Annotated in this window: 26 protein-coding genes; 15 read left to right on the top strand and 11 right to left on the bottom strand. The window is 71.4% G+C overall.

Annotated elements, in window-relative coordinates; all coding sequences use genetic code 11:
• Positions 1-29: 29 nt before the first annotated feature.
• Both ACSHXN_RS08755 and ACSHXN_RS08760 read right to left on the bottom strand, forming a co-directional pair.
• Complete coding sequence (locus tag ACSHXN_RS08755; protein ID WP_356112154.1) at positions 30-1058, bottom strand: SDR family NAD(P)-dependent oxidoreductase; 1029 nt, start codon at positions 1056-1058, stop codon at positions 30-32.
• Positions 1059-1193: 135 nt separating this feature from the next.
• Entirely contained in the window at positions 1194-2327 is a 1134-nt protein-coding gene (locus ACSHXN_RS08760) for a carboxylate-amine ligase (RefSeq protein WP_438302886.1), read from the bottom strand.
• A gap of 252 nt (positions 2328-2579) precedes the next feature.
• Here ACSHXN_RS08760 and ACSHXN_RS08765 point away from each other — a divergent pair, with 252 nt between their 5' ends.
• The 4 genes from ACSHXN_RS08765 to ACSHXN_RS08780 all read left to right on the top strand — a co-directional run bounded on the left by ACSHXN_RS08765 (position 2580) and on the right by ACSHXN_RS08780 (position 5432).
• Positions 2580-2909 carry an ANTAR domain-containing protein gene (locus tag ACSHXN_RS08765; RefSeq protein ID WP_355795980.1) on the top strand — a complete coding sequence of 110 codons (330 nt, stop codon included), beginning with the start codon at positions 2580-2582 and terminating at the stop codon, positions 2907-2909.
• A 561-nt stretch (positions 2910-3470) separates the two neighbouring features.
• Complete coding sequence (locus ACSHXN_RS08770) at positions 3471-4172, top strand: HemK2/MTQ2 family protein methyltransferase (protein WP_438302887.1); 702 nt, start codon at positions 3471-3473, stop codon at positions 4170-4172.
• On the top strand, positions 4156-4389 hold the full coding sequence (locus tag ACSHXN_RS08775) for a CDGSH iron-sulfur domain-containing protein (protein WP_355134047.1): 234 nt from the start codon (positions 4156-4158) through the stop codon (positions 4387-4389). Before ACSHXN_RS08770 ends, ACSHXN_RS08775 begins: the two co-directional genes overlap by 17 nt.
• Positions 4386-5432 (top strand): iron-containing redox enzyme family protein, encoded by a 1047-nt coding sequence (locus ACSHXN_RS08780; RefSeq protein ID WP_356112147.1) that lies wholly within the window; start codon positions 4386-4388, stop codon positions 5430-5432. The genes ACSHXN_RS08775 and ACSHXN_RS08780 overlap by 4 nt, the downstream gene beginning before the upstream one ends.
• A 16-nt stretch (positions 5433-5448) precedes the next feature.
• On the opposite strand, the gene ACSHXN_RS08785 is transcribed toward ACSHXN_RS08780, so the two are convergent.
• Together ACSHXN_RS08785 and ACSHXN_RS08790 are read right to left on the bottom strand one after the other, a co-directional pair.
• Positions 5449-5925, bottom strand: a complete 477-nt coding sequence (locus tag ACSHXN_RS08785) for a hypothetical protein (protein WP_356292505.1) — start codon at positions 5923-5925, stop codon at positions 5449-5451.
• 16 nt (positions 5926-5941) lie between these two features.
• The gene (locus ACSHXN_RS08790) at positions 5942-6835 is read right to left on the bottom strand and encodes a Rieske 2Fe-2S domain-containing protein (protein WP_383355482.1); all 894 of its coding nucleotides are present in this window, start codon (positions 6833-6835) and stop codon (positions 5942-5944) included.
• Positions 6836-7155: 320 nt separating this feature from the next.
• On the opposite strand from ACSHXN_RS08790, the gene ACSHXN_RS08795 reads away from it, so the two are divergent.
• The 8 genes from ACSHXN_RS08795 to ACSHXN_RS08830 all read left to right on the top strand — a co-directional run bounded on the left by ACSHXN_RS08795 (position 7156) and on the right by ACSHXN_RS08830 (position 14248).
• The gene (locus ACSHXN_RS08795) at positions 7156-7479 is read left to right on the top strand and encodes a plasmid stabilization protein (RefSeq protein WP_356292503.1); all 324 of its coding nucleotides are present in this window, start codon (positions 7156-7158) and stop codon (positions 7477-7479) included.
• A gap of 60 nt (positions 7480-7539) precedes the next feature.
• The gene (locus ACSHXN_RS08800; RefSeq protein ID WP_147318052.1) at positions 7540-7695 is read left to right on the top strand and encodes a DUF6131 family protein; all 156 of its coding nucleotides are present in this window, start codon (positions 7540-7542) and stop codon (positions 7693-7695) included.
• Between the two features lie 455 nt (positions 7696-8150).
• Positions 8151-8360 carry a ferredoxin gene (locus ACSHXN_RS08805; RefSeq protein ID WP_331269363.1) on the top strand — a complete coding sequence of 70 codons (210 nt, stop codon included), beginning with the start codon at positions 8151-8153 and terminating at the stop codon, positions 8358-8360.
• A complete protein-coding gene (locus tag ACSHXN_RS08810) occupies positions 8350-9720 on the top strand; it encodes an NAD(P)/FAD-dependent oxidoreductase (protein ID WP_356112142.1) in 1371 nt (456 codons plus the stop codon). Before ACSHXN_RS08805 ends, ACSHXN_RS08810 begins: the two co-directional genes overlap by 11 nt.
• A gap of 27 nt (positions 9721-9747) precedes the next feature.
• Positions 9748-10956, top strand: coding sequence for a cytochrome P450 (locus ACSHXN_RS08815; protein ID WP_355134056.1), 1209 nt, complete (start codon positions 9748-9750; stop codon positions 10954-10956).
• Between the two features lie 178 nt (positions 10957-11134).
• Positions 11135-11647 carry a peptide-methionine (S)-S-oxide reductase MsrA gene (msrA, locus tag ACSHXN_RS08820; RefSeq protein WP_059130278.1) on the top strand — a complete coding sequence of 171 codons (513 nt, stop codon included), beginning with the start codon at positions 11135-11137 and terminating at the stop codon, positions 11645-11647.
• An 809-nt stretch (positions 11648-12456) separates the two neighbouring features.
• Positions 12457-13404 (top strand): NAD(P)-dependent oxidoreductase, encoded by a 948-nt coding sequence (locus ACSHXN_RS08825; RefSeq protein ID WP_356112136.1) that lies wholly within the window; start codon positions 12457-12459, stop codon positions 13402-13404.
• Positions 13405-13480: 76 nt separating this feature from the next.
• Positions 13481-14248, top strand: coding sequence for an SDR family NAD(P)-dependent oxidoreductase (locus ACSHXN_RS08830; protein ID WP_355134062.1), 768 nt, complete (start codon positions 13481-13483; stop codon positions 14246-14248).
• Between the two features lie 5 nt (positions 14249-14253).
• Here the strand turns inward: ACSHXN_RS08830 and ACSHXN_RS08835 are convergent, their stop codons facing one another.
• On the bottom strand, positions 14254-14733 hold the full coding sequence (locus ACSHXN_RS08835; protein ID WP_356112132.1) for a VOC family protein: 480 nt from the start codon (positions 14731-14733) through the stop codon (positions 14254-14256).
• A 482-nt stretch (positions 14734-15215) separates the two neighbouring features.
• On the opposite strand from ACSHXN_RS08835, the gene ACSHXN_RS08840 reads away from it, so the two are divergent.
• Positions 15216-16391, top strand: coding sequence for a PP2C family protein-serine/threonine phosphatase (locus ACSHXN_RS08840; RefSeq protein ID WP_355134066.1), 1176 nt, complete (start codon positions 15216-15218; stop codon positions 16389-16391).
• 78 nt (positions 16392-16469) lie between these two features.
• Here ACSHXN_RS08840 and ACSHXN_RS08845 read toward each other — a convergent pair whose 3' ends face one another.
• Together ACSHXN_RS08845 and ACSHXN_RS08850 are read right to left on the bottom strand one after the other, a co-directional pair.
• Complete coding sequence (locus tag ACSHXN_RS08845) at positions 16470-18638, bottom strand: FUSC family protein (RefSeq protein WP_355134068.1); 2169 nt, start codon at positions 18636-18638, stop codon at positions 16470-16472.
• Between the two features lie 346 nt (positions 18639-18984).
• Positions 18985-19836 (bottom strand): LysR family transcriptional regulator, encoded by an 852-nt coding sequence (locus ACSHXN_RS08850; protein ID WP_438302888.1) that lies wholly within the window; start codon positions 19834-19836, stop codon positions 18985-18987.
• Positions 19837-19960: 124 nt separating this feature from the next.
• Between ACSHXN_RS08850 and ACSHXN_RS08855 the strand changes: the two genes are divergently transcribed.
• Together ACSHXN_RS08855 and ACSHXN_RS08860 are read left to right on the top strand one after the other, a co-directional pair.
• Positions 19961-20992 carry a nitronate monooxygenase gene (locus ACSHXN_RS08855; protein ID WP_355134070.1) on the top strand — a complete coding sequence of 344 codons (1032 nt, stop codon included), beginning with the start codon at positions 19961-19963 and terminating at the stop codon, positions 20990-20992.
• 161 nt (positions 20993-21153) lie between these two features.
• A complete protein-coding gene (locus ACSHXN_RS08860; protein ID WP_438302889.1) occupies positions 21154-22569 on the top strand; it encodes a purine-cytosine permease family protein in 1416 nt (471 codons plus the stop codon).
• A gap of 15 nt (positions 22570-22584) precedes the next feature.
• Here the strand turns inward: ACSHXN_RS08860 and ACSHXN_RS08865 are convergent, their stop codons facing one another.
• The 4 genes from ACSHXN_RS08865 to ACSHXN_RS08880 form a co-directional block, all read right to left on the bottom strand.
• Entirely contained in the window at positions 22585-23748 is a 1164-nt protein-coding gene (locus ACSHXN_RS08865) for an LLM class flavin-dependent oxidoreductase (protein WP_355134074.1), read from the bottom strand.
• Between the two features lie 87 nt (positions 23749-23835).
• Positions 23836-24393 (bottom strand): NADPH-dependent FMN reductase, encoded by a 558-nt coding sequence (gene ssuE / locus ACSHXN_RS08870; RefSeq protein WP_355134076.1) that lies wholly within the window; start codon positions 24391-24393, stop codon positions 23836-23838.
• A gap of 11 nt (positions 24394-24404) precedes the next feature.
• Positions 24405-24560, bottom strand: coding sequence for a hypothetical protein (locus ACSHXN_RS08875; RefSeq protein WP_355134078.1), 156 nt, complete (start codon positions 24558-24560; stop codon positions 24405-24407).
• A complete protein-coding gene (locus ACSHXN_RS08880; protein ID WP_355134080.1) occupies positions 24557-25933 on the bottom strand; it encodes an NtaA/DmoA family FMN-dependent monooxygenase in 1377 nt (458 codons plus the stop codon). Before ACSHXN_RS08880 ends, ACSHXN_RS08875 begins: the two co-directional genes overlap by 4 nt.
• Between the last annotated feature and the right edge of the window lie 16 nt (positions 25934-25949).

Below are 25949 nucleotides of genomic sequence, written 5' to 3' on the forward strand. Positions count from 1 at the left end.
CCCGGGCAGTCGGCGGGTCCCGCCGCGGGTCACCCGCCGCCGTGCGCGTGGTGCGCCCGCTGGTTCAGCCGGCGGGCCGCACGATCGTTGAGAGCGCTGCCCCAGTCACGCAGTCGCGCTGCCACCGGATGCCCCGCCCGGTCCGGGCCCGGTTCGATGTCCCGGCCCCGGCGCAGACCACCGGCCCCGCTCCCTTCCGGGGAGCGCGGCAGCGCCCGGGCCGCCAGCGCGCTGAGCCGGGTGGTCAGTGCGGGGGCCACCCCGTGGGTGAGGCCGGCCAACTTCGCCATCGGGGTCAGCACGATACGGGCCCGGCGCCGCTCCACGGCGGTCACGATGCGGTCGGCGGCGCGGCGCGCGTCCATCGAGACCAGAGGGCTGCCGGCGAGCGCCGAGAACCACGCGAACTCCGCGGCCTCGTTCCCGCCGAACTCCGCGGCCAGGTGTGAACCGGTCCGCATCAGCCCGGGGTGGACCGCCGTCACACTCACGCCGTGGCCCAGCAGTTCGGTGTGCAGGCCCTCGGCAAGGGCGGCGACGGCGGATTTGGCACACGAGTAGGGCAGCAGGTGCGGTACCGCCAGGAGTCCGCCGACCGAGCCGATCAGCGCCAGCCGTCCGACGCCCCGGCCGTGTCGCAGCCAGGGCAGGGCTTCGAGTGAGGTGTGCACGGCACCCATGTACATGGTCTCCATGGCCGACCGGAACTCGTCGACCCCGATCGACTCCACCGGCGCGACCTGGATGATGCCCGCGTTCGCGATCACCACGTCGATCCCGCCCTGTGCTTCGGCGGCGTCCGTCATCAGTGAGGCGACCGTCGCACGGTCGGTGACGTCGCAGGGCGCGGTGCGCACGCGCGCGTCGGGGCGCCTGTCGGTCAAGAATTCCCGCGCCCGGCCGAGCTCCTCCTCGTCCCGGGCGGCGATGGTGACCGCGCACCCCCGGATGAGCAGCTGTTCGGCGAGCAGCAGTCCGAGGCCGCGTGAGCCGCCCGTGACCACCGCCGAGAGTCCTGACATGGAGTCCTCGTGGGAGCGGGGCAGCAGCAACGTCATCACGTCCACCTTCCGGGCCTGAGTGGGGCGCCGTCGTGGTTGCGGGTACCGCGGTGGCGCGGGCTCACACGGCGTGCCGACTGGGGGTCGGGCATGAGCCTGCTCCTCGAGGAGCGGGGCAGTGTGCTCGCGGGGTCACCGCGGCAGGTCGGTGGCCGGTCCGGGGGCGTCCTCGGTGACCAGGTCCAGGAGCGCGTGCAGGCCGCCCCTGCGGGCGGCGGCTCGCTGCCGGTCGGCTCCCGTACCGGCGTCGAGCATCCGGTGCAGGCCTTCGGCGACCCGGTCGTGGTCACCGAACCTGCGCAGGGCGGGGGCGACATGGTCGTACAGCGTCTCGGCGACCTGTCCGGCCGGTGCGGGCTTCCCGCTGCGCGGATCGACCAGCACGTCGCTGAGACCGTGACGGGCCGCGTGCCAGCCGGCCGCGGTGAGGATGCCGGCCGGCGGATTCGGGGCGACAAGACCCGAACGTGTCTCGTCCAGACCGGTGGCGACCAGTCCACGGACCAGACCGGCGAGCGTCACCGCGCTGTCGACGTCGATCTGCACGTCCGGCGCCCGCACCTCCAGCGTCGGATAGCAGTCGGACAGCCGGGCCTGCCAGTACAGCTGACGCCGATCCGGTATCACGCCGGTGGCCAGCAACTCCCCGACACGCTGCTCGTACTGCGTGGCGTCCGCGGCGAACGGCGGCACACCGCTGGCCGGCCACCGCCCGAACACCACCGTGCGCCAACTGGCGAACCCGCTGTCCTTGCCCTGCCAGAACGGGGAATTGGCGCCGAGCGCCACCAGTACCGCCAGCCACGGCCGCAACCGGGCCAGCGCACCGGCCCCCGGCGACCGGCCGGGAACGGCCACGTGCACGTGCATACCGCAGATCAACTGCTCGTCGACCAGAAGCGCCGCCTCACTGTGCATGTCCTCATAGCGAGGCAACGGCGTGACCGGCACCGCGGTGCGGGCCGCCACCGGGGCGGCGTCGCTCGCCGCGGCCACACAGCCGCTGCGCCGTGCCGCCCTGCCCACGGCCTCCCTCAGCCGCACCAGGTGCGCGGCGACCTCCGCCAGGTCCCCGCACACAGGTGTGGCCACCTCGATCTGCGCCTGCAGCAACTCCCTGTCGACCTCACCGCCCGCCAGCGTGGGTTCCAGACCGGCCGCGACCTCCACCTGTCCCGCCGTCGGCGCGGGCAACCCGCTGCGCGCGTCGAGCAGGACGTACTCCTCCTCCACACCCAGCGTGACGGCCTTGTCGGCTGCGCCCATGTACGACCCCGTTCTCCCGCCTTCGTGTGCCCGGACACGGCACCGGGTACCCCGAGGGGGCAACTGATGCAGTCCTTGTGGTGCCTGCCCCGAGCCCCGGAGGGGGCGCCCGTCGGGCGGGCTGTTTTGCACCGGGGCGGCTTCGGTGCAACGGTGAAGGGGAACCTTCATGGGTCAAGCAGCGCGTATGCCGCGTTGGGCAAGGCAGTATCGGCCATGGAGTCCCGACCACTCCCACATCACGGAGGCGACGTGGACGCTCACGCCGGCAGGGTTCCCGGAATGGTCCAGGAGCTGGAGTCACGCTCCGATCGCATCAGGGAACTGCAGAGCGAGGTGACTCAGCTGCGGCACGCAGTCACCGCACACGCGTTGATCGACCAGGCCATCGGCGTCCTCGTCGCCGTGGGACGGATCACGCCGGAAGAGGCCTGGGACGCACTCCGTGAGACCTCCATGTGCACCAACACCAAGCTGCGGAAGGTCGCGGAGCTGGTGGTGGAGTGGGCCCAGAACGAGTGCCTCCCGGCGGACATCCGCGACGAACTCGCGCCCCGGCTGCAATCCCATACGCCCGAGTGAGCGGTGCTCCCCGTCGAGGACGCCGACCGCCACCGTGCGAGCACGCTGTGCTGACGAACACATCGGTCCCGAAGGGGTCGACGTAAGCCCGCCTGGCCTTCGTGTTCAGCCGGTCCACCGGCCGCCTCCGCCCCTCGACCCTGCGCGGAGGGGTTCCGCGCCCTCACACCACAACTGGTCGTTCGCGCCCGCCCGTGAGCGGCTGTGGGCACGGATGAAGCCCTGAACGAGCGTGTTCTCGGCGGCCCTTGGCCGGCTCCCGAGCCGGTCGGGCGAGCGCCGGAAATCGCGAGTCGCGCCCGAACACGCCGTGTTCGCCGGTGACACCGTATGGGACCTGCAGACGGGAAGCCGTCCGCGAGTACGGTGCGCGGCACCGCCGATTGCCGTGTTCGACGAACCGGCCCGGCCGCCGAGGGGCCCGCCTCTCACGGAGCGCAACGCCTCATGTGCCCCACGTCCACGGATTGCCCCTGTCCAGGAGGGGTACGCAGGGTGGAGACCTGCGCCTGCGGCCCACCACCTGCGGGGTCTCCTCGGGCCCTGAACGGAGGTGCCTCGATGACGGTGCCCGCCGCACCCCCTTGGCTTCCGTCACTCGCGACTCCGCCAGGGGTGTACACGCCCCAAGCCGACACCCTCTTCCTGGCGACGGCTCTCCGGAGGGAGGCGCTCGCGCCGGGGACGGACGTCCTCGACCTGGGCACGGGCAACGGGACGCTGGCCGTCTGTGCCGCGCAACAGGGCGCCCGCGTCACCGCGACGGACATTGCCCGGCGTGCCCTCGCCACCGCGCGTCTGAACGCGCTGCGGGCGGGGCAGCACATCGATTTCTGCCGGGGAGATCTGCTGTCACCGATAAGCGGGCGAAGGTTTGACCTGGTCGTCTGCAACCCGCCGTATGTCCCGGCCCCCGAACCTCCCCCTGGTCGCACCGAGGACGGTGACAGTCACGCCGAACCGGGCCGGGCGTGGAACGCCGGTCGGGACGGGCGGGCGATCCTGGATCGGATCTGCGAGGAAGTGCCACAGGCCCTGCGCCCCGGCGGCATCCTGCTGATGGTGCAGTCCGCGCTGAGCGGACCCGAGGAGACCCTGCTGCAACTGACCGGTTCCGGGTTGCAGGCCGCCGTCAGCGACCGCATGCACCTACCGTTCGGCCCCGTTCTGCGCTCCCGGCTCCCCTGGCTGCGCGACCGCCGACTGGTCACGCCCCGGGAATCGTTCGAAGAGCTGGTGATCATCCGTGCCCGGCAAGCCTGACCGACCGTGCCGCGTCGTACTCACCGACGACGGCCCGCTGCTCGTCCCGGGCCCGGTGGAGATCACGCTCGCCGACGGGACCGTGACCGTGTCCACTCGGTTCGTCGTCGCCGTGTGCATGTGCCGTCGCAGCGCCATCTACCCGTGGTGCGACACCAGCCATCGGCGCCGGACAGCCGGATGCCCCGGAACACATGAGGAGGGCGGAGCGTCATGACCGCACCCCCGCCGTCACCCGCGCCCGTGGGCCCGCCGCCGCCACGCCCACGGGGCGACATCTCGTCCGCCGTCGTGGCGGTGGCGAAGGGGGGCACGGGTGAGCTGCCGACGTCCACGGAAGCCGGGCGGGCCGACCCGTACGGCGACGACCTTCAATTGGCCCTCTACAGCCTGTACGAGCTGCACTACTGGGGCTTCGAGGGTGTGGACCCCCGCCGCGAGTGGGATCCCCGTCTGCTGGGTCTGCGCTCCACGCTGGAGGACCATTTCGTCGACGCCCTGCGCCACGATGTCGCCCGAGCAGGCGGATCCGTGGGCGAGGCGCTCGACGACCTCCTGCTGGAGCCGGCTCGGGACGACGGGACCAGTGTCACCCACTTCCTCCAACACCACGGTGAACTCTGGCAGTTGCGCGAATACGCGGCGATCCGTTCTCTCTACCACCTGAAGGAGGCCGACCCGCACGCATGGGTCGTCCCGAGGCTGCGCGGCAGGGCCAAGGCCGGCATGGTGGCGGTGGAGTTCGACGAGTTCGGGGCCGGTCGTGCCGAGGACATCCACGCGACCCTCTTCGCGAATCTCATGGCCGACCTGGGGCTGGACACCGCATACGGCCATTACCTGGACGCCGCGCCCGCCGAGGCACTGGCCACGGTGAACCTCATGTCGCTGTTCGGGCTGCATCGCCTCTGGCGGGGTGCGCTGGTCGGTCACTTCGCCTCGGTCGAGGTGACCTCGTCCCCCGCTTCGAGGCGTCTGGCCCGGGCGATGAACCGCACCGGTGCCGGCCCCTCCGCCGAGCGCTTCTACGACGAACACGTGGAGGCCGACGCCGTGCACGAACAGGTCGTTCGCCGTGAGGTCATCGGCGGTCTGCTGGCCGACGAGCCGGGCCTGGAGCCCGACCTCGTGTTCGGCATCGACGCGACCGCCGAACTCGACCGCCGTCTGGACGCGACGCTGCTCGAGGCGTGGCGGCGCGGCCGGAGCGCCCTGAGAACCCCGCTGACCGGGCCTCCGCAGCCGCGGCCACCCGGGTGAGCGTTCTGTCGGCCTGTCAGCCGAAGACGGTGACCGCCCCTTCGCGGCGCATGCCCTCGACGGTGTCGATCTGGTGCCGCGCACGGTCCAGAAGGTCCCGCAGCCGCGCCCGGTCGAGGCCCTTGGCCGGGGGGAGCGACAGCAGGGTCTGCCACAGCAGGCTCTTGCCCTCGATGCCCAGGCGCAGCGTCTCCAGTTCAAGGACGCTGCTCAGCCCCGAGCGCCGGGTCACCCGTCCGTTGAGTGTGAACAGCCGTGCCTTCTCGCCGAGGCGACCGGCGTACACCTTGTAGCGGTGCACCGGTACTCCGAGGGCGTCCATCATCTCCAGGAGGGACCGCCGGTCCTCGGCGATCTCGTCCGCCACGCGGCGCAATGCGCCGCCGTGCGACGAGGAACGGTGGTGCTCGGCCAGGTGACGTGACATGAACTGTCCCGCGGTCGCACCGGCCAGATGGTCGTTGAGATAGATCTCGAGAGCTTCCGGGCCCATGGCGCCTCCCCGCCGCTCAGGCCGTCACCGGCAGGCGGACGTCGACGTCGCCCCCGGCGGAGACCCGGCATTCGAAAGAAGGCTGCGGCGCGGTGGCGGGACCGTGCACGTTCACGCCGTCCGACAACCGGAACTCGCTCCCGTGCCACGGGCAGGTGACGCAGCCGTCGAGGACGTCGCCCTCGTGAAGCGGCCCGTCCATGTGGCTGCACCGGTCGGCCAGGGCGTTCAGCCGGCCGTCCCCGTCACGCACCACGAGCAGCGCCACCTCGTCGGCCGTCCGCCGTACGGGCTCACCGACCGGGAATTCTTCCAGCGCCCCGATCCGGTGCCATCCTGGCTCGACCAGCACCGGCACGGCCTCGGCATGGTTGACGCCGGCCGCCTGCCGGTAGGCGAGATGGCCGCCGAGCGTGCCCCCGACCGTGACCATCGTCAGACCCGCGAAGCCGAGCATGCGGCCCAGCACGTTGCGACGGCGCCTGCGCGCCGCGAGGGAGGCGGCGTACGCGCCGACGGCGGCGAGGTTCGACGCGGCGTGGACGAGACCCACGCGGGCCTGGCGGGGACGCTGCTCCGCCCAGTCCACCCAGCCGGTCAGGGTCGCCGGTGCCGCACCGAGCAGACCGGCCGCCACCAGACGGCGGGCCGCACGGCTCTCCCCGGGGAACAGATCGAGAATCGCGGCCGAGGTCCAGGCCCCGATGGGCAGTTGGACCATGACCGGGTGCAGCGGATGACCGAGCCACAGGCCGCGCAGTACGTCCCGGCCCCGACCCATGGGGACGGCGCGTACGACCTTGCGTATCCCCGCGGCAAGGCCGTCCAGCCACTCCTGTTCTTCGATGGAGTCCATCGCGGTGGCCAGGGGGTCGCCGAGTGGTGTCTGCGCCGCGCTCGTCAGCCTCATGAGGGACACCTCCCCTTCCCGTTCGGGAGAAATCGAACTCTTGGTCGTATTGCGGTAAGCCTTGTCGCCACCTGCTTCGGTGCCGTACGCGGAGCGCAGTGCGCTCGGCCCGAACGGCGCTTCGACCGCGAGTACCCCTGACCCTTGTGGCCCATACTCGGGCGCCTTGCCCGGATCGCCGCCCCGCCGGGCGTCGGCCGGAAGGCCGGCACGGGGCCGGGTCTCTCGCGGTCGCGCTGCCGGAGTTGTGCCGTGATGATCCGGAAGTACGGGGTACCCGACGCAGAGAGCGCAAGGGAAGAGAAGAGGGGTGACACCCGATGCCCGCAGGGTCGAGCCGTAAGCGTGAGCGGCAGTACGAGCACATCAAGGAGAGCGCCCGGGACCGGGGCGAGAGCGAGAAGCGCGCCGAGGAGATCGCGGCCCGCACCGTCAACAAGGAACGTGCCCGCTCGGGTGAGTCGAGGACGGCGAGCCGCAGCTCCATCCAGGACATGTCCTCCGGCGAGCGGGGTGGTCACCGCTCGGGCAAGGGTCCGCAGGGCCCGACCTACGACCAGCTCTACGCCGAGGCCAAGCGGCGCAATGTGGAAGGCCGCTCCCACATGAACAAGGCCGACCTGAAGCGGGCACTCGACAGCTGAGCCGGCTCGTGCCGAGCCCTGGCCCGCGCCTGCAAACCGACGCCACGAACGGAGGACAGCATGCTCATTGTCGGCGTTATCTTGCTGATCATCGGATTCCTCACCGGAATCTCCATCCTGTGGACCATCGGAGTCATCCTGGCGGTCATCGGTCTCGTGCTCTGGGTGCTGGGTGCCACGGGGCGTGCCGTCGGTGGTCGTCGGCACTACTGGTGACGGACCTGCCGCCGCGGAGACGGTCCGGAGGACCGGCCGCCGGGGAGACGCGTTCGTTCACCCGGTGACCTGCCGCAGAAGTGATCGTTGACTCGCGCAGCGCGTAAATGATCAACCCCCGGACACGCGATCCTGCGAGGGCCCGAGAGCCCGGTTGGGCTGTCGGGCCCTCGCTCTGCCGAAAAGAGACATTTCCACCCCCGAACCGGCCAGAGCCTCGAGTGCGGCCTGACGCGGCTGCACCGGCATGCGGCGGCCCCGGCCTGCGAACCCCTCCCCCGTCATGTGCGACGAACTTCTCGCCTCCTGGTGGACCCGTACCCCGGACGATGTCGCTCTCCTCGCCCTGCGTCTTCCTTCCCGCCGGCGCGGGCCCACCTCGGTGGCCGGGCGAGCATCCGCGCCGTCCCGCATTCTGAAGGCGGGGGGGTGAGGCGACGGAGGGAGTGATGAGGATGCAGATCGTCGTGGACCTCACGCGCTGCCAGGGTTACGCGCAGTGTGTGTTCCTCGCTCCCGGCGTGTTCCGGCTGCACGGGGACGAAGCGCTGCTCTACACCCCGGCCGTCCCCGGTGATCAGGTGGAGCGTGTGCGTCAGGCCGCTGCGGCGTGCCCGGTCCAGGCCATCCTCCTCGGTGAAGAGGTGAGCGTCGGTGGCCGGTGACCTGTGGGACGGCCGCATCGTCGTCGTCGGCGCGTCGCTGGCCGGGCTGAGGGCCGCCGAGACGCTGCGTGCCGAAGGCTTCACCGGCCCGGTGACCGTGATCGGGGACGAGCCCCATCCGCCCTACGACAGGCCGCCGCTGTCCAAGCAGGTGCTGCTCGGCCAGGCCGCCGCCGACACCACCGGGCTGCCGATGCGCCGGGATCCGGACGCCGAGTGGCGGCTGGGGGTGCCCGCCACCGGTCTGGACCCGACGGGAAAGCGGGTGCTGCTGGCCGATGGGGAAGCGGTGCCGTTCGACCGGTTGCTGATCACCACCGGGACGCGGGCGAGACCCTGGCCCCGGCAGGAGGAAGCCGCCCTGGACGGGGTGTTCACGCTCCGCACCCTCGACGACGCCGGAGGGCTGGCCGAGCGGCTGGCCGCGGGACCGCGGCGGGTCCTGGTCATCGGCGGCGGATTCACCGGCTCGGAGATCGCCTCGGCCTGCCGGGAACGCGGCTTGGACGTGACGGTCGCCGAACGAGGCCCCGGCCCGCTCGTGGGCGCCCTCGGCGGGACGCTGTCGAAGCTTGCCGCCGCGATGCACCGGGCCCACGGGGTGGACCTGCGCTGCGGGGTCACGGTCACCGCGCTGCACGGCGACGGCGGCCGGTTCACCGGTGCGGATCTGTCCGACGGCAGCCGGGTCGACGCGGACGTGTGCGTCGTGGCGCTGGGGGCCGTCCGCAACGTCGAGTGGCTCGCGGACAGCGGACTTGCGGCCGGCCCGCGCGGCATCGCCTGCGATGCGGGGTGCCGGGCCTTCGACATGTACGGGATCGTCACCGACGACGTCTTCGTGGCCGGCGACGTCTCGCGTTTCCCGCACCCGCTGTTCGATTACCAGATGCTGTCCCTCGAGCACTGGGGCAACGCCGTCGCGCAGGCCGAGGTGGCGGCTCACAACATGGTCCATCCGGGACCCATGCGGCGCCCGCACCTCTCGGTCCCGATCTTCTGGTCGAGTCAGTTCGGGCACAACATCAAGTCGGTGGGTGTGCCCACCTTCTCCGACCAGGTGGTGATCGCCCAGGGCTCGCTGGAGGAACGCCGGCTGGTGATGGTGTACGGCTACCGGGGCCGGATCACCGCCGCGGTGACCGTCGACATGGCCAAGTCGCTCGAGTACTACGAGCGCCTGATCGAGACGGCCGCGCCGTTTCCGCCCGCGGCCGGCGCGGCGGACCGTCCGATGGCCGCCGAGGTGCCGATCCCGTCCGACGTACCGGACCCGAAGGGGCTGTACCACGGCCCCACGGTGGCGCTCACCGGACATCTGCCGGACCGCCGGCTGACCGTGGTGCCGCCCACCGGCTGACCCGCCCCGCGACAAGGAGCGATACGCATGACCGCCGACACCCTGCTCGAGCGCATCACCGACTACGGCAGTCGTCCCGACCCCTACCCGCTGTACGCGGAACTCCGCGAGGCCGGCCCCGTGGTGCGGCAGTCGGACGGCAGCTATCTGATCGGGACCTACCACGAGGTCGCCGCCCTGCTGCACGACCCGCGGATCAGCGCGGACCCCCGCAGCCGCACCGCGCCCTTCCCCGGTCCGTCCGAGGACGCGCCGAAGCCTCCGTTCCTGCGGCTCGACGATCCCGAGCACCACCGGCTGCGCACCCTGGCCATGCGGCCCTTCGGCCCACCCCACAGCCCGGGCCGGATCGACGCCATGCGCGGCGAGATCAGCCGGATCACCGAGGAAGTGCTCGGGAGCCTCGAGACCGGCCGGCAGATCGACGTCGTCGACGAATTCGCCTACCCCCTGCCCGTCACGGTCATCTGCCGGCTGCTCGGTGTGCCGCACAAGGACGAGCCCCTGTTCCGCGGGTGGACCGACGCGCTGGTCGCCTCGGCCGATGTCAGGCCCGCGGACGACACCACCGCCGAGCGTGACCGCGCAGGCCGGCAGGCGCGGAACGAGATGGGCCAGTACCTCGTGGACCTCGCCGAGCAGCGCCGCGGCCATCCCACCGACGACATACTGTCCGAGTTCGTCAACGAGCCGGATCCGGCCCTGCGACTCAGCCGTGAGGAACTCGCGCAGACCGCCGTTCTGCTGCTCATCGCCGGGCACGAGACCACGGTCAATCTGATCACGAACGGGGTGCTGACCCTGCTGCGCCACCCGGACCAGCTGGACCGGCTGCGTCGGGAACCCGGGCTGCTGCCGAACGCGATCGAGGAGCTGCTGCGCTACGAGCCCCCGGTCCACATGCGTGAGCGCATCCCCCTCTCGGACGTCGACGTCGCCGGCACCACCCTTCCCAAGGGCACATCGGTCGTACTGGCCCTGGCCTCGGGCAGCCGTGACCCCAAGCGGTTCGACCAGCCCGACCGGTTCGACCCCGCCCGCCCGGACAACGAGCACTTCGGCTTCGGCAGCGGCGTCCACCTGTGTTACGGCGCTCCACTCGCCCGTCTCGAAGCCCAGGCCGCGCTGGGCGCGCTGCTCCCCTACCTCGGCACGGCGGCCCTTGTCCAGGACCCGCCCCTCTACCGGCAGAACGCCATGCTCCGCGGGCCCCGCCATCTGCCCGTACGGTTGTAGGGCGCGGAGTCGGCCTCGCACCGCCCGCACCACGCGCCCGATCTGGCCAGGGCAGCAGGACGGGCACGGAATTGTTCGGGACGCCGGCGCGCTGATGTGTGCGAAGGGTGTGCGAGGGCGGCCGTATGCGAGCCGAGCAGCCCGAATGACCGAGGCGACACACATTGGAGGGGCCGACATGGCAGCGCAGACGCAGAGGGCCGTGCTTGCGGGCGGATGCTTCTGGGGAATGCAGGACCTGATCCGCAAGCTCCCGGGCGTGACGGGGACCCGGGTCGGATACACCGGCGGTGACGTGCCGAACGCGACGTACCGCAACCACGGGACGCACGCGGAGGCGATCGAGATCCTCTTCGACCCCGAGAAGACCGACTTCCGCACGCTCCTGGAGTTCTTCTTCCAGATCCACGACCCCAGCACCAAGAACCGCCAGGGCAACGACATCGGTCTCAGCTACCGCTCGGCGATCTACTACGTGGACGACGAGCAGAAGCGGATCGCGGAGGACACCATCGCGGATGTGGACGCCTCCGGTCTGTGGCCGGGCAAGGTCGTCACCGAGGTCGAGCCGGTCGGGCCCTTCTGGGAGGCCGAGCCGGAGCACCAGGACTACCTGGAGCGCTACCCCGACGGCTACACCTGCCACTTCCCGCGTCCGGGATGGCGGCTGCCCGCCCGCACGGAGCGCTGACCGCGGGCAGCGGGCAGCGGGCAGCGGGCAGCGGGCAGCGGGCAGCGGGCAGCGGGCAGCGGGCAGCGGGCAGGGTTTCGGATCCGGGTGCCGGAGCGCACGCCCGGCGCACGGCACTCGTCTGCGACACTCACCCGGCAGGGCGACCCGGCCTCGGGGCCGGGTCGCGACGCACACCTGGGGATCCGCGCCGGCCGTGGCCGGGGTGCGAGGTCCCCGGGCACGAAGTCGATGCACGGGAAGCCGGGCACGAAGTGGGCCGGCACACCGGCGTCCACCGTGCCGGTGGTCGTGTCGGGCCGGTTCCGGAAGCCGTCGGTGAAGACCTCCGGGATCCGGCGCCCGAACCGGGCGCGGGTGCGCGTCGGTGACGGCTCCGGGGTCCTCGGGATCCGGGTCGCCACGGCCGATCCCGAGCACACCGGCCTGCACGCCGCGGCCACCCACGCGATCTCGGGCCCCATGACCTCCGGGACACCGGGCGTGGTGTGCGGCGCGATGGCCCGTCCGTACCCGGCGGACGTCAGGGCCCGTCCCGTAGGTGCCGTTCGGGCGGGCGGTGGGTGCGGCGTCCTCGTCGACGACGTCTCAGCAGCCGCGTGTCCCCGCTGCCGGCGCCTGTCCTCCCGGCGTCGGTCACCGTCCGGGGGGCAACAGGACAGACCGGGCCGGTCGGCATAGCTTGGTGGGAGGTCCGCAGGAAGCCGCCCGAGGCGTCCGGGAGGACGGCGTCGACACGTGCGTGCGGCGGGAATCGCCCGTTGAACGGCGTGTGCCTGCCGGCCGTGTTCCGGGAGTCAGGAGGCACCATGACCTATGTCGCCACCGAACGTCCCCGCATCGGCTGGATCGGCGCCGGCCGCATGGGGTACCCGCTGGCATCCAGGCTGCTCGACGCCGGCCATGACGTCGCGGTCTACAACCGGACCCGTGCCAAGGCCGAGCCGCTGACCGGGAAGGGCGCGACGGTCGTCGACCGGCCGGAGGAACTGGCCGACCGGGACGTCGTCTTCACCATGGTGGCCACGTCGCCCGACCTGGAGTCCGTCACCACCGGCGCCGGGGGTCTACTCACCGCGAGCGACGCCTCACCCGGTGTGCTGGTCGACAGCTCCACCGTGTCCACCCAGGTCTCCGCCCTTGTACGGGCGGCTGCCGCCAAACACGGCACCGGTTTTCTGGCCGCCCCGGTCAGCGGCAACCCGAAGGTCATCGAGGCCGGCGAACTGACCGTCGCGGTCTCGGGTCCGCGCGAGGTCTTCGACGCCGTCGAGCCGCTTCTGAGACTGCTGGGACGTGCCGTGACCTATGTCGGTGCGGACGAGGTGGCCCGTCTGGTCAAGATCGCGCACAACGTCTTCCTGGGAGTCGTCAGCCAGTCGCTGGCCGAGATCACGGTCCTCGCGGAGAAGGGCGGCGTCACGCGATCGGCGTTTCTCGAGTTCCTCAACAACTCCGTGATGGGCTCGGTGTTCACCAGGTACAAGTCCCCGGCGCTGGTTCACCTGGACTTCACGCCGACCTTCACCAACGTCCTGCTGCGCAAGGACTTCGACCTGGGGCTGGCGGCGGCGCGCGAACTGGAGGTCCCCATGCCCGTCGCCTCGGCCACCGCGCAACTCGTCCAGGCGGCTGTCGGCGCGGGCCTGACGACGGAGGACTTCGCGTCCCTGATCCTCGAGCAGGCGCGCAACTCCGGAGTGACGCTCGAGCCGGAGGACGTGCCAGTGGACGACGGCCTCGGCGGCCGGTCGTGACCACGCGGCCCGAGCCCGGCCCCGAGCCGGCACCACTCCCCGCGCCCGGTGCGACCGGCCGCCCGGGAGGAGACCGATGAGCGGACGGCTCGCCGGCCGAAGGGCCCTGGTCACCGGTGGCTCACGGGGGATCGGCGCGGCGACCGCCCGCAGACTGGCCGCCGACGGGGCCGACGTTGTGATCAACTTCCGGAGCAGCGGCGAGGCGGCCGAAGCGCTCGCCGCCGAGATCTCCGCCACCGGCCGGCGGGCAGCCGCGATCAAGGCGGACGTCGGCGATCCGGATCAGATCAGGCGCATGACGGATCAGGCCGCCGACGCTCTCGGCGGGCTCGACATCCTGGTCAGCAATGCGGGAATCGAGCACTTCGGCAGCCTGGACGCCGTCACCCCGGCCGAGTTCGACGAGGTCTTCGCCGTCAACACCCGGGCCCAGTTCTTCGTCGTGCAGAACGCGGTGCGGCACATGGACAACGGCGGGAGGATCGTCCTCACGTCATCGGGCAGCGCTCACAAGGCGGTCTTCCACCACGCCCTTTATGCGTCGAGCAAGGCCGCCGTCGAATCCATCGCGCTCAACCTCAGCCCTGAGCTCGGCAGGCGCGGCATCACCGTCAACGCCGTCGCCCCCGGCGGAACGGTCACGGACATGTCCGGCCATGCCGGTGCGCACTACGTCCACCCCGACCTCGACGTGGACTTCAACACCCTGATCCGTACGACCAGTTCGCTGGGGAGGATGGCCCGGCCCGATGAGATCGCGGCCGTCGTCGCGTTCCTGGTGTCGGACGACGCCTCGTTCATCACCGGCCGGACGGTCCAGGCCGACGGCGGTTGGTTCTGACCGCGTCATTCCTCCCTGTCCGCCGCGTCGACGGCCGCGAGTGTCACGGTGCCGTCGTCGGCGACCGACCAGCCGGGGTTGTGGCACACCTCCCAGCGGTGACCGTCGGGATCGGCGAAGTAGCCGTGGTAGCCGCCGAACGCCGCGCGCTGCGGCTCCTTGAGGACGGTCGCCCCTGCCGCACGGGCGCTCGCCATGACCGTGTCCACGGCGGCAGGCGAATCGACGTTCTGAGCGAGGGTGAACGAGGTCCCGGCCGTCGCCGCATGCCCCGTGTCGGCACCGAGGTCCGCCAGGGGAAAGAGCGCCAGGGCCAGCCCCTTGCCGATCTGGTAGAAGACGATGCCGTCCAGATCGAGCAGCGGTGTCCAGCCGAGGCCCTGGCTGTAGAACCGACGGCTCACCTGCACGTCCTGAACACCCAAGGTCACCAGGTTCACCTGCTGGTTCATCGAACGCCCCCATGCGCCGTAGGAGATCACCATCCACACGCAACGTTACCGGCGTGACAGGGCGAACGGTGGCCGGGCAGGCAACGGCCCCTCGCGGCCTCGGCAGACGCGGCCGTGAAGGCCGACTCGACCGCAGTGCAGCGAGGTTGACGACCCATCGCCTGGACGACAGGCAGTCGCCCCCGGTTCACGGATCTCGACCTGGGTTGCAGTATTCCCGCCGGGTCGAACGAGACACGGGGGAGGTTTTTACCGATCTCTCACCATTTCGAACACGGTGACTTACCTCGCGGAGCGACTGTCGGCTCTGTTGCAGGTCGCCGCACAACAAGCAGCAGCGGATCAGGATCGGCACCGGATCACGGCCATCGATTCCGTCCTGCGAAAACCGGCTCGTCCCATCGGTTCACCCCCGCAGCAAGCCCGGCCGTCAACCACCGCAGGGGGACATGACGTGGCCGAAGCAGGTCGGACCGCAGTCTCTCTTCCGCAGTGACCCCTTGCAGGAAGCTCCGATGAGATACATCCCCGGAACCAACGGCTCGATCGACCTTTCAGGCGCGGTGTCACCACAGGGGGACGTCCGACCACGACTGGTTCAGCCGTCGGCGACCGTCTCGATCCTGCTGATTGTGGTGACAAGTCTGGGCGCCTTCTTCGCCCCTGTGGCGATAGCCGGCCACTGGTCGCCCCTGCTTGTCGCCGCACCCATCATCGCCGCGGCGTTCGTGGGCTCCCGGTTCACCGCCGGTGTCGTCGTGGTCGCCGGCGGGGCCACCGTGGTCATCGACCACCACGACGGACTGCTGCGCTCGCCGATCCTTCCCTTGCACTTCGGCGCTCTGCTCGCCATCTCCGCCGTTGCCCTCACGGCCCGCACTCTCCACGATCGCAGTGTGCGGGACCTCCACCAGATAAGGACGGTGTCGGAAGCGGTCCAGACGGTGCTGCTGCGGCCGATCCCGCGGCACATGGGCTGTCTGAGGGCGGCCGCCGTGTACCGGGCGGCCGCCGAACACGCCCGTGTCGGTGGAGACCTCTACGCCGCAGCCCGAACCGGCCGTGCCACCCGCCTCCTCATCGGTGACGTTCGCGGCAAAGGACTTCCGGCCATTCATGACGCCTCCGCCCTCGTCAGTGCCTTCCACGACGCCGATCACCTGCACGACACCCTGGCCGAGCTGGCGGCTTCCCTGGAACGCAGCGTACGCAGGCATCTGACCCAACTCACCGAGTGCGACTCCGAGTTCAGCGAGTGCTTCATCACCGCTCTCTTGGCCGAAATACCCGACGACGGCGGACGCGTCGACATAGTGAACTGCGGCCATCCACCGCCGTTGCTGAGGCGTCACGGCCATGTGAACGTCTTGGAGTCACACCGTCCCGCGCCGCCGTTCGGGCTGGCCGGCGACGAGGCCGACGCCTTCCACCCCGACACCTTCGCGTTCGGCGCCGGAGACACCCTGTTGTTCTACACGGACGGCATCATCGAGGCCCGGGACACCGCGGGGGATTTCTACCCTCTTGCCGAACGGGCTTCGGGCTGGCCGTGGGGAGAACCGGAAGCCATCCTGCAGCGCATCAGTGACGACCTGGACGCCTACACCGGTCGGCGCCTGGACGACGACCTCGCCATGATGGCCGTGCAGTACTGCGTCCGCCCATGCGGAGAGTTCTCCCGACCCCGTTGACGACGCGAGGGCAGCGGACCGCAGGACGACAACGGTCCCGCGTCGGGAGCGCGCAACCGGCCGGCCGGGCCTCGCTCCTCAGGCGAACTCCCGGCGCAGCACGTCGCTCAGAGTGTTCGTGGCGTCGACGATGCTGTCCGTGATGGGAAGGAGGCGACGACCGTCCGGTAGTGACCGGTCGCGCAGCGAGGCCTCCAGTCGCCGCAGGGGTGGAAGATCCCTCGGGGCCCTCAGGGCCAGAAGGGCCTCCGCCAGCGTGTCCAAGGTGGCACCCAGAGCGTCGGCCAGGGCGTCCAGTTGAGCGCTGGGGGCACAACCGCGCCACTCTTCGTCCCGGCCCACCGCGCCGGTGCCCGCCGCTCGCTGGGGAGCGGCCTGCTGGAGGACGAGCAGGTGCAGGGAGAGCTCCGCGTGCGCCAGACGCATGACGACGGCGACCAGGGTCCGGGCGACGGCCGGGGTCAGCGGCGGCTGGATCGGCTCGGCGGCCAGTCGGGCCGTGGACGCGTCGGCATCGGTGCGAGCACGGCGGGCTGCGCTCTGCAGGGCACGCAGCCGGGCCTGGTCGGTCGTCCCGGGCCGGCCGAGCCGGCTCAGCAGATAGGTGAGGTACCGGCTCTGCGAGGTGAGCAGCCGTGCGAACTTCTGCTGGGCCGTGAGGCCCTCCCAGGTGGGCCATGCCCAGTAGGCGATGATCGCGAGCGCCGCTCCGATGGCCGTGTTGGCCAGACGGGCCGTGGCCGTGGATTCGGCCGACAGCCCGAGGATGTCCAGGACGATCACGATGAACACGGTGAGCGAGACACTGAAGAGCAGATAGTTCACGGAGAACAGCGCGTAGGCCGCGGCGACGGCGACGGTCGCCCCGACGATCAGACCGGCGTCCTGCGGGCGGGCCAGCACGGCGACCGCCGCGCCGAGGCCGGCCCCGGCGGCCGTGCCCAGCGCCCTGTGCACGCTGCGGGACAGCGTCGAGGCGAAGTCCGGCTTGAGCACCAGGAAGATCGTCAGCACCACCCAACGGCCCTGGAACAGGCCGGTGACCTGCACCATCAGCTCGGCCAGCCCGACGACGGCGGCCAGCCGCACCGCATGGCGCCCGGTCTCGCCGGCCGGGGTCAGATTGGCCCTCAGCGCCAGGGCCGCCCATTCGACCCCCTGCCCGGGGACCGGCCGCTGCGGCGCGTCGTCCGGCCCAGCGTGCCGGGTTCCGCTGCCTGCCGATCGCATCCGGCCCACGATGGTGTCGACGGCGCGCAGTTGCCCGAGGAGCGCCTCGGCGACCCAGTGCCAGCCGCTCGTCGGGGCCACGGCCGCCTGTTCGGCCAGGGCGGCGTTCAACTCCCGCAGCCGGGTGGCGGGAACGGCCGATCTGGTGGTCATCGCCGCGGCGGCGACGTCCAGCACCTCGGAGGTCCGTACGGCGAAGATGCGGGCGCCCCCCGAGGGATCGCCGGCCGTGTGCGCGCCCAGGGCCGCGAGTGAGGCGCGGATGCGTTCGGCCTGCTCCAGGAGGTTCAGGTGGATCGCGCGAGTTGTGTCCGAAAGGAGCGGGTTGGGATCGGCGACGACGGCCGTGGCTCTGAAGGCGGCCGGCGGTGGCGGGTCGGTGCTGCCCGCCGCCAGGCCCGACGCGTAGGCGGACAGGCTGCGGTAGGACTCGGCCAGGGCGGCCCGCTCCGCGGCCCCGCGTTGTACGGTCCACGAGGCGGCGACCAGCACACCCTGGAACAGGCCCCCCGCCAGCACCAGGCCGGCCCGCAGGGCCGCCTGCGACGGGCTCTGCGGGACACCGACCGCGATCAGCAGCGCCACCGCCCACTGGAGGATGGCGACGCTCAGCCACAGGCCCAGGCAGACCGACAGCCCGGTCGCATATCCCCACAGGGCCACCACGGGCACCAGCAGCCAGGGGGCCGAGCCGGCCAGGACACCACCGACGAACGTGGACACCGCCATACCCGCACTGGCCGCCACCACGGCCGCGATCCGTGTCCGGGCCCTGCCTTCGAACGAGGCGAACCCGGCGGGCAGCGCGCCCAGCGCGGCGAACGCCCCGTCGTCCAGGTGATGGGTCGCCGCCCCGACGACGAGCGGGACCGCCACGCCGAGCGCCACGCGGAGAGCCCTGCCGAGGGACAACTCGTGCCAGTTGAACGGCCCCAGTCGCAGCATCCCCCGCCACTGGCGCCGTTCCCAGCGGGCCCGGGCGGCACGAAGGTCGCCGCCACGGGCTTCTCCGCGCATCTCGCCCTCAGGAGGCAAGGGTCCGCAATGTCGCCCCCGCGGCGTGCCGCCCCGTCAGCCGTCGCGCACCGCTGAGGGGATCCGTCATCGCCCGTCCTTTCGGGCCGCCGACCGGCCGCACCCCGATGCGGTGGCCGGGTCCACCGGCACCGTGGCCCGCGGGCGTCGGCGCCGCAGTGCTCCAGCGGCTCACGTTTTCTCAGCGTCCCATGCGTGCACGGCAAGTCAAACCACATCGGTCGCGGACACCGCGTGTCCCCGGTCCGGTCCGGCTCGTGCCGTCGCGAGGACAAGGCCGCCGCCCGCCGCCCGGTGCGCGGCCGCGCATCCGGGCCCCTCCCGCGGTTCACCCGTTCACCGCGGCGACGGCGGCCTCCAGGAATCCACGGATGAGCGCCTGCTGCGCATGGGGGAGGTAGACAAGGCTGACCGGGCTGGGGGGTGCGCCGGTCAGCGGGATGTACCGGATCGCGGAGTGGCCGATACGGCGCCGAGCGATCTCGGGGATGACACCGATCCCCCGGTCGGCGGCCACCGACTCGAGCCATTCGTCGAAGTTCGTCGTCTCGACGATCTGCTCGGGGCCCTGTCCGGCGGGCCATGACCAGGGACCCGTGGTGCCGCTGACGGTGTTGACGACCAGGGGCCGGCGCGGGACGTCCGCCCAGTCCAGGTGGTCGGACCGGGCCAGGTCGCAGTTCTGGGAGCAGACGGCGATGCGGGGTTCGTCGTACAGGTGCACCGCGCGGGCCGAGCGCGGGGCGGTGAATTCACCGCGGACCAGGGCGATGTCGATCGTGCCCTGCTGCAGGCCCCGGATCGGATCGTCGCGGCGGACCAGGGCGACGGATGCGCCGGTCGTCCGCGTGAACTGGTTCACGGCGTCCTGCGCCCAGGGGTCGGGCAGCAGCCAGCTGAAGCCGAGCCTGATCGTGATCTCCCTCCGCGCGGCGGCGAGGGCCTGGTCCAGTGCCGCCAGCACGTGCTCGACACGGGTCAGGAACTCCCTGCCGGTCCCGGTCAGCTCGACGTGCCGTGAGGAGCGGTCGAGGAGCCGGACGCTCAGGGCGGACTCCAGTTGTGTGACGGTGCGGCTCAGGGCCGGCTGAGTGATCAGCAGTTCCTCGGCGGCGCGGGTGAAGGACCGGTGGTGTGCCACGGCGGCGAACGCGCGCAGATGGCGAAGTTCGACGTCCATGGGCGGGCCGTCCCTTCCGGCGCATCCATGCCTGAGGCTTATAAAGCCAGCTTAACCGGCATTTCACGGCACTTCGCGGGCTGTCTAGCGTGGAGCGCGGCCCCACGACGAAAGAGAAGCCTCCATGAGCCGACTCCTGTCTCATCTCGGACCGGGTCTTCCGATTCTCGCCGCACCCATGTCCGGGGGGCCGAGCACACCCGCGCTCGTGACCGCCGCCGCGCGCGCGGGCGGCCTCGGCTTCCTCGCCGCCGGCTACAAGACTCCGAAGACGCTGGCCGAGCAGGTCCGGACCGTGCGTGCGGACGGCGTGCCGTTCGGCGTCAACGTCTTCGTCCCCAACCCGGTCTCCGTCTCCACCGAGGACTACCGCGACTACGTCCGGGCGATCCGGCCCGAGGCCGCCCTGTACGGGCTTCGCCTGCCCGACGGCGAGCCGGTCGAGGACGACGACCACTGGAGGGACAAGATCGACCTGTTGCTGGCCGACCCCGTCCCCGTGGTGTCCTTCACCTTCGGGCTTCCCGGTCGGTCGGTCGTCGCCGAGCTGCGCAGGGCCGGGACCGTCGTCGTGCAGACGGTCACTTCGGCGGACGAGGCCCGCGGCGCCGCCGGCATCGGGGTGGACGCGGTCGTCGTCCAGGCCTCGGCAGCCGGCGGCCACTCCGCCACCTTCACGCCCGCACATCTGTCAGTGGCCGTCCCGCTGCCGGAACTGATCACCCGGGTCCGGGGCGCCGTCCCCTTGCCCGTCATCGCGGCGGGCGGACTCGGCGGCCCGGCCGGCGTGGCCGGCGTCCTGGCCGCCGGAGCGGAAGCCGCGATGATCGGCACCGCCCTGCTGCGCACCGAGGAGAGCGGGGCGTCCGCGCCGCACAAGGCCGCTCTGGCCGATCCCGCCTTCGACACGACCGTGATCACCCGCGCCTTCACCGGGCGGCCCGCACGCGCACTGCGCAACCACTTCGTCGAGCGCTACGACCATGTCGCCCCCGTCGGCTACCCGGCCCTGCACCACCTCACCGGCCCGCTGCGGAAGGCGGCCACCGCGGCCGGGGACACCCGGCTGATGCATCTGTGGGCGGGCACGGGCCACCGTCACGCCAGGACCGAACCCGCCGCCCGCACCTTCGCCCGGCTGGCCGGCGGCCTCTGACCTTCGAGGGACTCGGACACCACAGCGCGGGATCTTTGTTCGGGCTGGTGACGTGCACCCTCTTGACAATCTATTCAGTCACCAAGAACTCTGCATGATGTTATACATGCCCGGCACACCGAGGTCCGTCGTGGAAGACGGCCGAGGAGGGAGAGCGGATCATGGCAGAGGCTCTGGTCGAGCGGCGCTCCATCGACGTCGTACCGGACGAGGAACGACACGGCACCGCCTTCTCCCAGTTCACACTCTGGCTCGGCGCCAACCTCCAGATCACCGCCGTGGTGACCGGCGCACTGGCCGTCGTCTTCGGCGGGGACGTCGTCTGGTCGCTGGTCGGCCTGGTGGTGGGCAATGTGCTGGGCGGCGCCGTGATGGCGCTGCACTCCGCGCAGGGCCCCAAGCTCGGCCTTCCGCAGATGATCCAGTCGCGCGCCCAGTTCGGCGTGCGCGGCGCAGTGGTCCCGCTGCTGCTGGTGATCCTGATGTACGTCGGGTTCTTCGCGAGCGGCACGGTGCTGGCGGGCCAGGCGGTCGGCGAGCTGACCCACACCGGCCACACCAGCGGCATCGTGATCTTCGCGGTGGTCACGGCGGTCATGGCGGTGGTCGGTTACCGCGTCATCCACGCCCTCGGCCGGCTCGCGAGCGTCATCTGCGCGCTCGCCTTCGTCTACCTGGGCATACGCCTGCTCGACCAGGCAGACCTCTCGGCGCTGATGAAGGACGCGCACTTCTCGCTGCCGATGTTCCTGCTCGCGATGTCGCTGTCGGCGTCCTGGCAACTCGCGTTCGGGCCCTACGTCGCGGACTACTCGCGCTATCTGCCGCGCACCACCTCCGGCCGGGCCACCTTCTGGTGGACCCTGTCGGGCTCGGCCATCGGCTCGCAGTGGTCGATGACGTTCGGTGTGCTGGTGGCGGCGACGGCCGGTGACAGGTTCCTCGCGAACCAGGTCGGCTATGTCGTCGGCCTCGGCGGCGCGGGCCTGATCGCGTCGTTCCTCTACTTCGTGATCGCGCTCGGCAAGCTGACCATCAACGTGCTCAACACCTACGGCGGCTTCATGTCGATGGTCACGAGCGTCAGCGGGTTCCGCGGCAGGCGCCTGCTCTCCCGGCGCGGCCGGGTCGCCTACATCGCAGTGATCATGATTGCGGGCACGGCGGTCGCGCTCCTCGGCAAGGACAGCTTCCTGGCCTCGTTCAAGGACTTCCTGCTCTTCCTGCTGACCTTCTTCACTCCGTGGTCGGCCATCAACCTGGTCGACTACTACCTGATCGCGAAGGAGCGCTACGACATCCCGGCGCTCTTCGACCCCAAGGGCCGTTACGGCGCCTGGCGGTGGGACGCGCTCGTGGTCTACGCGGTGGGTCTGCTCGCCCAGCTGCCGTTCCTCTCCACGGCGTTCTACACCGGTCCCCTGGTCGATCCGCTGGGCGGCGCGGACGTCTCCTGGATCGTCGGCCTCGTGGTACCCGCGCTGCTGTACTGGCTGCTGGCCCGGCGGAACCCGGCGCTGCCCGGCGGGAACGAGTCCGGCGCGAAGGCGGGGGCCGCCTCCGAGGCCGTCCGGTAAGGACGACCGCCGCGGTCAACGGCTGGCCCCGGCGCCGGCGAAGGGTTCGCCGGCGCCGGTCCGGGGGCCCTCGGCGGGGTGGAGGGGGTGGCTCCACACGCCCTGCGCCCGAAGCCGCGGCAGGACGCCTTCGCCGAACCAGTACGCCTCCTCCAGATGCGGGTAGCCGGAGAGGACGAACTCCTCGATGCCGACGCGGTGGTACTCGGCGATCCGCTCGACGATCTCGTCGTGACTGCCCACCAGCGCCGTACCCGCCCCGCCCCGCACCAGCCCGATCCCCGCCCACAGGTTGGGGTGGATCTCCAGGTCGTCCCGACTGCCTCCGTGCAGTGCCAGCATGCGCCGCTGCCCCTCGGACTCGCTGCGGGCGAGACCGGCCTGCACGGCCCGTACGGTCTGCGCGTCGAAGCCGTCGAGCAGCCGCCTGGCCTCGCCCCACGCCTGCTCCGCGGTGTCACGGGTGATGACGTGCAGCCGGATGCCGAAACGGATGCGGCGCCCCTCCTCCGCCGCCAGGGCCTTGATCCGGGCGACCTTCTCGGCGACGGCGGCGGGCGGCTCGCCCCAGGTGAGATAGACGTCCGCGTGGCGCGCGGCGATCTCCCCCGCGACGGGAGAGGAGCCCCCGAAGTACACCTCGGGCACCGGGTCGGGTAGCCGGGTGAGCTTCGCGTCCTCGACCCGCAGGTGTTCACCACGCAGGTCCACGGTCTCGCCCCGCCACAACCCCCGTACGACGTCGAGGAATTCGCCGGTACGGCGATAGCGGGCGTCCTTGTCGAGGAAGTCGCCGTAAGCGCGCTGCTCGTGGCTCTCGCCCCCGGTGACGACGTTGAGCAGGAGCCGTCCCCCGGACTGCCGCTGGAAGGTGGACGCCATCTGCGCGGCCAGAGTGGGCGAGACGAACCCCGGCCGGAAGGCGACCAGGAACTTCAGGCGCTCGGTGTGCCGGCTGACCATGGCCGTCGTCAGCCAGGCGTCCTCGCACCAGGCGCCGGTCGGGGTGAGCGCGCCGACGAAGCCCAGGTCCTCGGCGGCGCGGGCGATCTGGCTGAGATATCCGACCGTCGGCGGCCGGTCGCGTCCGAAGGCGGTGGCCGGGGTGCCGTGGCCGCCCCCGACGACATGGCGGCTGTCACCGTTGGTCGGCAGGAACCAATGGAAGGTGAGGGGCACTTGGGGACTCCGATCAGGATCGTGCTCGTGGCCGGCGGCCCGAGCGGAGCGTAGAGGTGGGCGGGACGCGGCCACGGGCCGCGCCGCTCATCCGGCCGCCGTCAGTACCGTCCTGCGGCCGCCCAGCGCGGCGGAGAACTGATCCGTGACCTGCACCAGAGGTCCCGCCGAGCCCGGTGCGAGGGTGACCGTGCCGTCGTCGGACACGGTGATGTCCTTGTCCAGCGTGAACCAGCCGGGAACGATGTGCGTGGCGCCCATGGAACTGAGCACGGGACGCAGGGCGTAGTCGATGGCCAGGACGTGGGCGACGGATCCGCCGGTGGCCAGTGGCAGCACGGTCTTGCCCGCCAGCGCGTACTGCGGGAGCAGGTCGAGCAGCGACTTCAGCAGCCCGGAATAGGCGGCCTTGTAGACGGGCGTGCCGATGACGATGCCCTCGGCCCGTTCGAACAGGGCGACGGCCTCGACGATCGCGGGGTGCCGGAAGTCGGCGCCGAGCAGTGCCTCGGCAGGCAGGGTGCGGACGTTCAGGGTGGTCACCTCGTGCCCCTGTGCGATCAGGCGCTTGTCCAGGTGGCGCAGGAGCCGTGCGGTGCGGGAGGCGGCGGAGGGACTTCCGGAGACGGAGAGGACGGTGGCCATGCGGCGACCTTTCAGGAGTACCGGGTGGACTGGGGCGGTTCGCCGCCGAGGACGCCGCGGCCGACCGCACGAGGCGTGTGCGCGAGCGTGCCGACGATCCGGCCGGTGGCCGCCGGGGCGGCGCCGAGAGCGATGTCACGGGCGCCGCCCCGCGCTGAGGGCTTCACGACGCGGCCCGCCGTTCGCCCGGCAGGTCGTCGGGGTGGGCGAGGCCGAGCTGGTGCCGCAGCGTCGGGCCCTCGTACTCCGTGCGGAAGACGCCACGTTCCTGGAGGAGGGGGACGACCTTGTCGGCGAACTCGTCGAGACCGCCCGGTGTGATGTGCGGGACCAGGATGAATCCGTCCGCGGCGTCGGCCTGCACGAAGTCGTTGATGGTCCTGGCGACGGTGGCCGGGGAGCCCACGAAGTTCTGCCGGTTGCCGGTGTTGACGACCAGGTCGCGGATGGACCAGTTGTTGGCGGCGGCCAGCTCCCGCCACTCCCGCGCCGTGGCCAGCGGGTCCCGGTACATGCGTACCTGGGCGCGGCCCTCGGCGATGTGGGTGTCGCCGACATGGGGGTCGATGTCGGGAAGCGGCCCTTCGGGGTCGTACGACGACAGGTCCCGGTTCCAGACGAACTCGAGATGCTTGATGGCGGTGGCGCCGCTGACCTGCCGGCGGCGCACTTCGTGTGCCCGCTCCGACGCCTCCGCGTCGGTGTCGCCCAGCACGAAGGTGGCGGCGGGCAGGATCAGCAGCTGGTCGGGGCGCCGACCGTATGCGGCGAGGCGGTTCTTCACGTCCGTGAAGAAGGCCTGCCCCGCTTCCAGGGTGGCGTACCGGCTGAAGATCGCGTCGGCGCCGGCCGCGGCGAACTCGCGTCCCTCGTCGGAGTCGCCCGCCTGGAAGACGACCGGGCGGCCCTGCGGGGAGCGCGGGACGTTGAACCGGCCGTGGATGTCGAAGTGCCGACCCGAGTGGACGAAGGCGCCGGCCTTGGCGTCCCGCAGGAAGGTTCCGCTCGCCCGGTCCGCGACGATCTCGTCCCCGCGCCAGGAATCGAAGAGTTCGTTCGCGGTGGCCAGGAACTCCTCGGCGCGCGAGTAGCGCTCCTCCTGCGGAAGGAAGCCGCCCCGGCGGAAGTTCTCGCCGGTGAAGGCGTCCCAGGACGTGACGACGTTCCATGCGGAGCGACCGCCGGACAGGTGGTCGAGGCTGGCGAACTGCCGGGCCACCTCGTAGGGCTCGTTGAAGGTGGAGTTGATGGTGCCGGTCAGTCCGAGGTGCTCGGTGACGGCGGCGAGCGCGGCGAGGACGGTGAAGGTGTCGGGCCGGCCGACGACGTCCAAGTCGTAGATCCGACCGCCCTGTTCGCGGAGTCTGAGACCTTCCGCGAGGAAGAGGAAGTCGAACTTGGCACGTTCGGCGGTCTGCGCGAAGTGGACGAAGGAACGGAAGTCGATGTGGCTGCCGGCCTCGGGGTCGCTCCACACCGTGGTGTTGTTGACTCCGGGGAAATGGGCGGCCAGATGGATCTGCTTGGGCGGTTTGCTCATGGTCCTGCGGTTCCTC

The sequence above is a fragment of the Streptomyces sp. HUAS TT11 genome, assembly GCF_051553595.1.
Classification (GTDB): domain Bacteria; phylum Actinomycetota; class Actinomycetes; order Streptomycetales; family Streptomycetaceae; genus Streptomyces.

Bases quoted from the DNA above. Each gene is read 5' to 3' on its own strand.
- ACSHXN_RS08825 (WP_356112136.1), top strand. From the start codon at position 12,457: ATGACCTATGTCGCCACCGAACGTCCCCGCATCGGCTGGATCGGCGCC.
- ACSHXN_RS08815 (WP_355134056.1), top strand. From the start codon at position 9,748: ATGACCGCCGACACCCTGCTCGAGCGCATCACCGACTACGGCAGTCGT.
- ACSHXN_RS08855 (WP_355134070.1), top strand. From the start codon at position 19,961: ATGAGCCGACTCCTGTCTCATCTCGGACCGGGTCTTCCGATTCTCGCC.
- ACSHXN_RS08860 (WP_438302889.1), top strand. From the start codon at position 21,154: ATGGCAGAGGCTCTGGTCGAGCGGCGCTCCATCGACGTCGTACCGGAC.
- ACSHXN_RS08790 (WP_383355482.1), bottom strand. From the start codon at position 6,835: ATGAGGCTGACGAGCGCGGCGCAGACACCACTCGGCGACCCCCTGGCC.
- ssuE (WP_355134076.1), bottom strand. From the start codon at position 24,393: ATGGCCACCGTCCTCTCCGTCTCCGGAAGTCCCTCCGCCGCCTCCCGC.
- ACSHXN_RS08785 (WP_356292505.1), bottom strand. From the start codon at position 5,925: ATGGGCCCGGAAGCTCTCGAGATCTATCTCAACGACCATCTGGCCGGT.
- ACSHXN_RS08830 (WP_355134062.1), top strand. From the start codon at position 13,481: ATGAGCGGACGGCTCGCCGGCCGAAGGGCCCTGGTCACCGGTGGCTCA.
- ACSHXN_RS08805 (WP_331269363.1), top strand. From the start codon at position 8,151: ATGCAGATCGTCGTGGACCTCACGCGCTGCCAGGGTTACGCGCAGTGT.
- ACSHXN_RS08770 (WP_438302887.1), top strand. From the start codon at position 3,471: ATGACGGTGCCCGCCGCACCCCCTTGGCTTCCGTCACTCGCGACTCCG.
- msrA (WP_059130278.1), top strand. From the start codon at position 11,135: ATGGCAGCGCAGACGCAGAGGGCCGTGCTTGCGGGCGGATGCTTCTGG.
- ACSHXN_RS08795 (WP_356292503.1), top strand. From the start codon at position 7,156: ATGCCCGCAGGGTCGAGCCGTAAGCGTGAGCGGCAGTACGAGCACATC.
- ACSHXN_RS08780 (WP_356112147.1), top strand. From the start codon at position 4,386: ATGACCGCACCCCCGCCGTCACCCGCGCCCGTGGGCCCGCCGCCGCCA.
- ACSHXN_RS08755 (WP_356112154.1), bottom strand. From the start codon at position 1,058: ATGACGTTGCTGCTGCCCCGCTCCCACGAGGACTCCATGTCAGGACTC.
- ACSHXN_RS08800 (WP_147318052.1), top strand. From the start codon at position 7,540: ATGCTCATTGTCGGCGTTATCTTGCTGATCATCGGATTCCTCACCGGA.
- ACSHXN_RS08760 (WP_438302886.1), bottom strand. From the start codon at position 2,327: ATGGGCGCAGCCGACAAGGCCGTCACGCTGGGTGTGGAGGAGGAGTAC.
- ACSHXN_RS08880 (WP_355134080.1), bottom strand. From the start codon at position 25,933: ATGAGCAAACCGCCCAAGCAGATCCATCTGGCCGCCCATTTCCCCGGA.
- ACSHXN_RS08850 (WP_438302888.1), bottom strand. From the start codon at position 19,836: ATGGACGTCGAACTTCGCCATCTGCGCGCGTTCGCCGCCGTGGCACAC.
- ACSHXN_RS08835 (WP_356112132.1), bottom strand. From the start codon at position 14,733: ATGGTGATCTCCTACGGCGCATGGGGGCGTTCGATGAACCAGCAGGTG.
- ACSHXN_RS08845 (WP_355134068.1), bottom strand. From the start codon at position 18,638: ATGCGCGGAGAAGCCCGTGGCGGCGACCTTCGTGCCGCCCGGGCCCGC.
- ACSHXN_RS08840 (WP_355134066.1), top strand. From the start codon at position 15,216: ATGAGATACATCCCCGGAACCAACGGCTCGATCGACCTTTCAGGCGCG.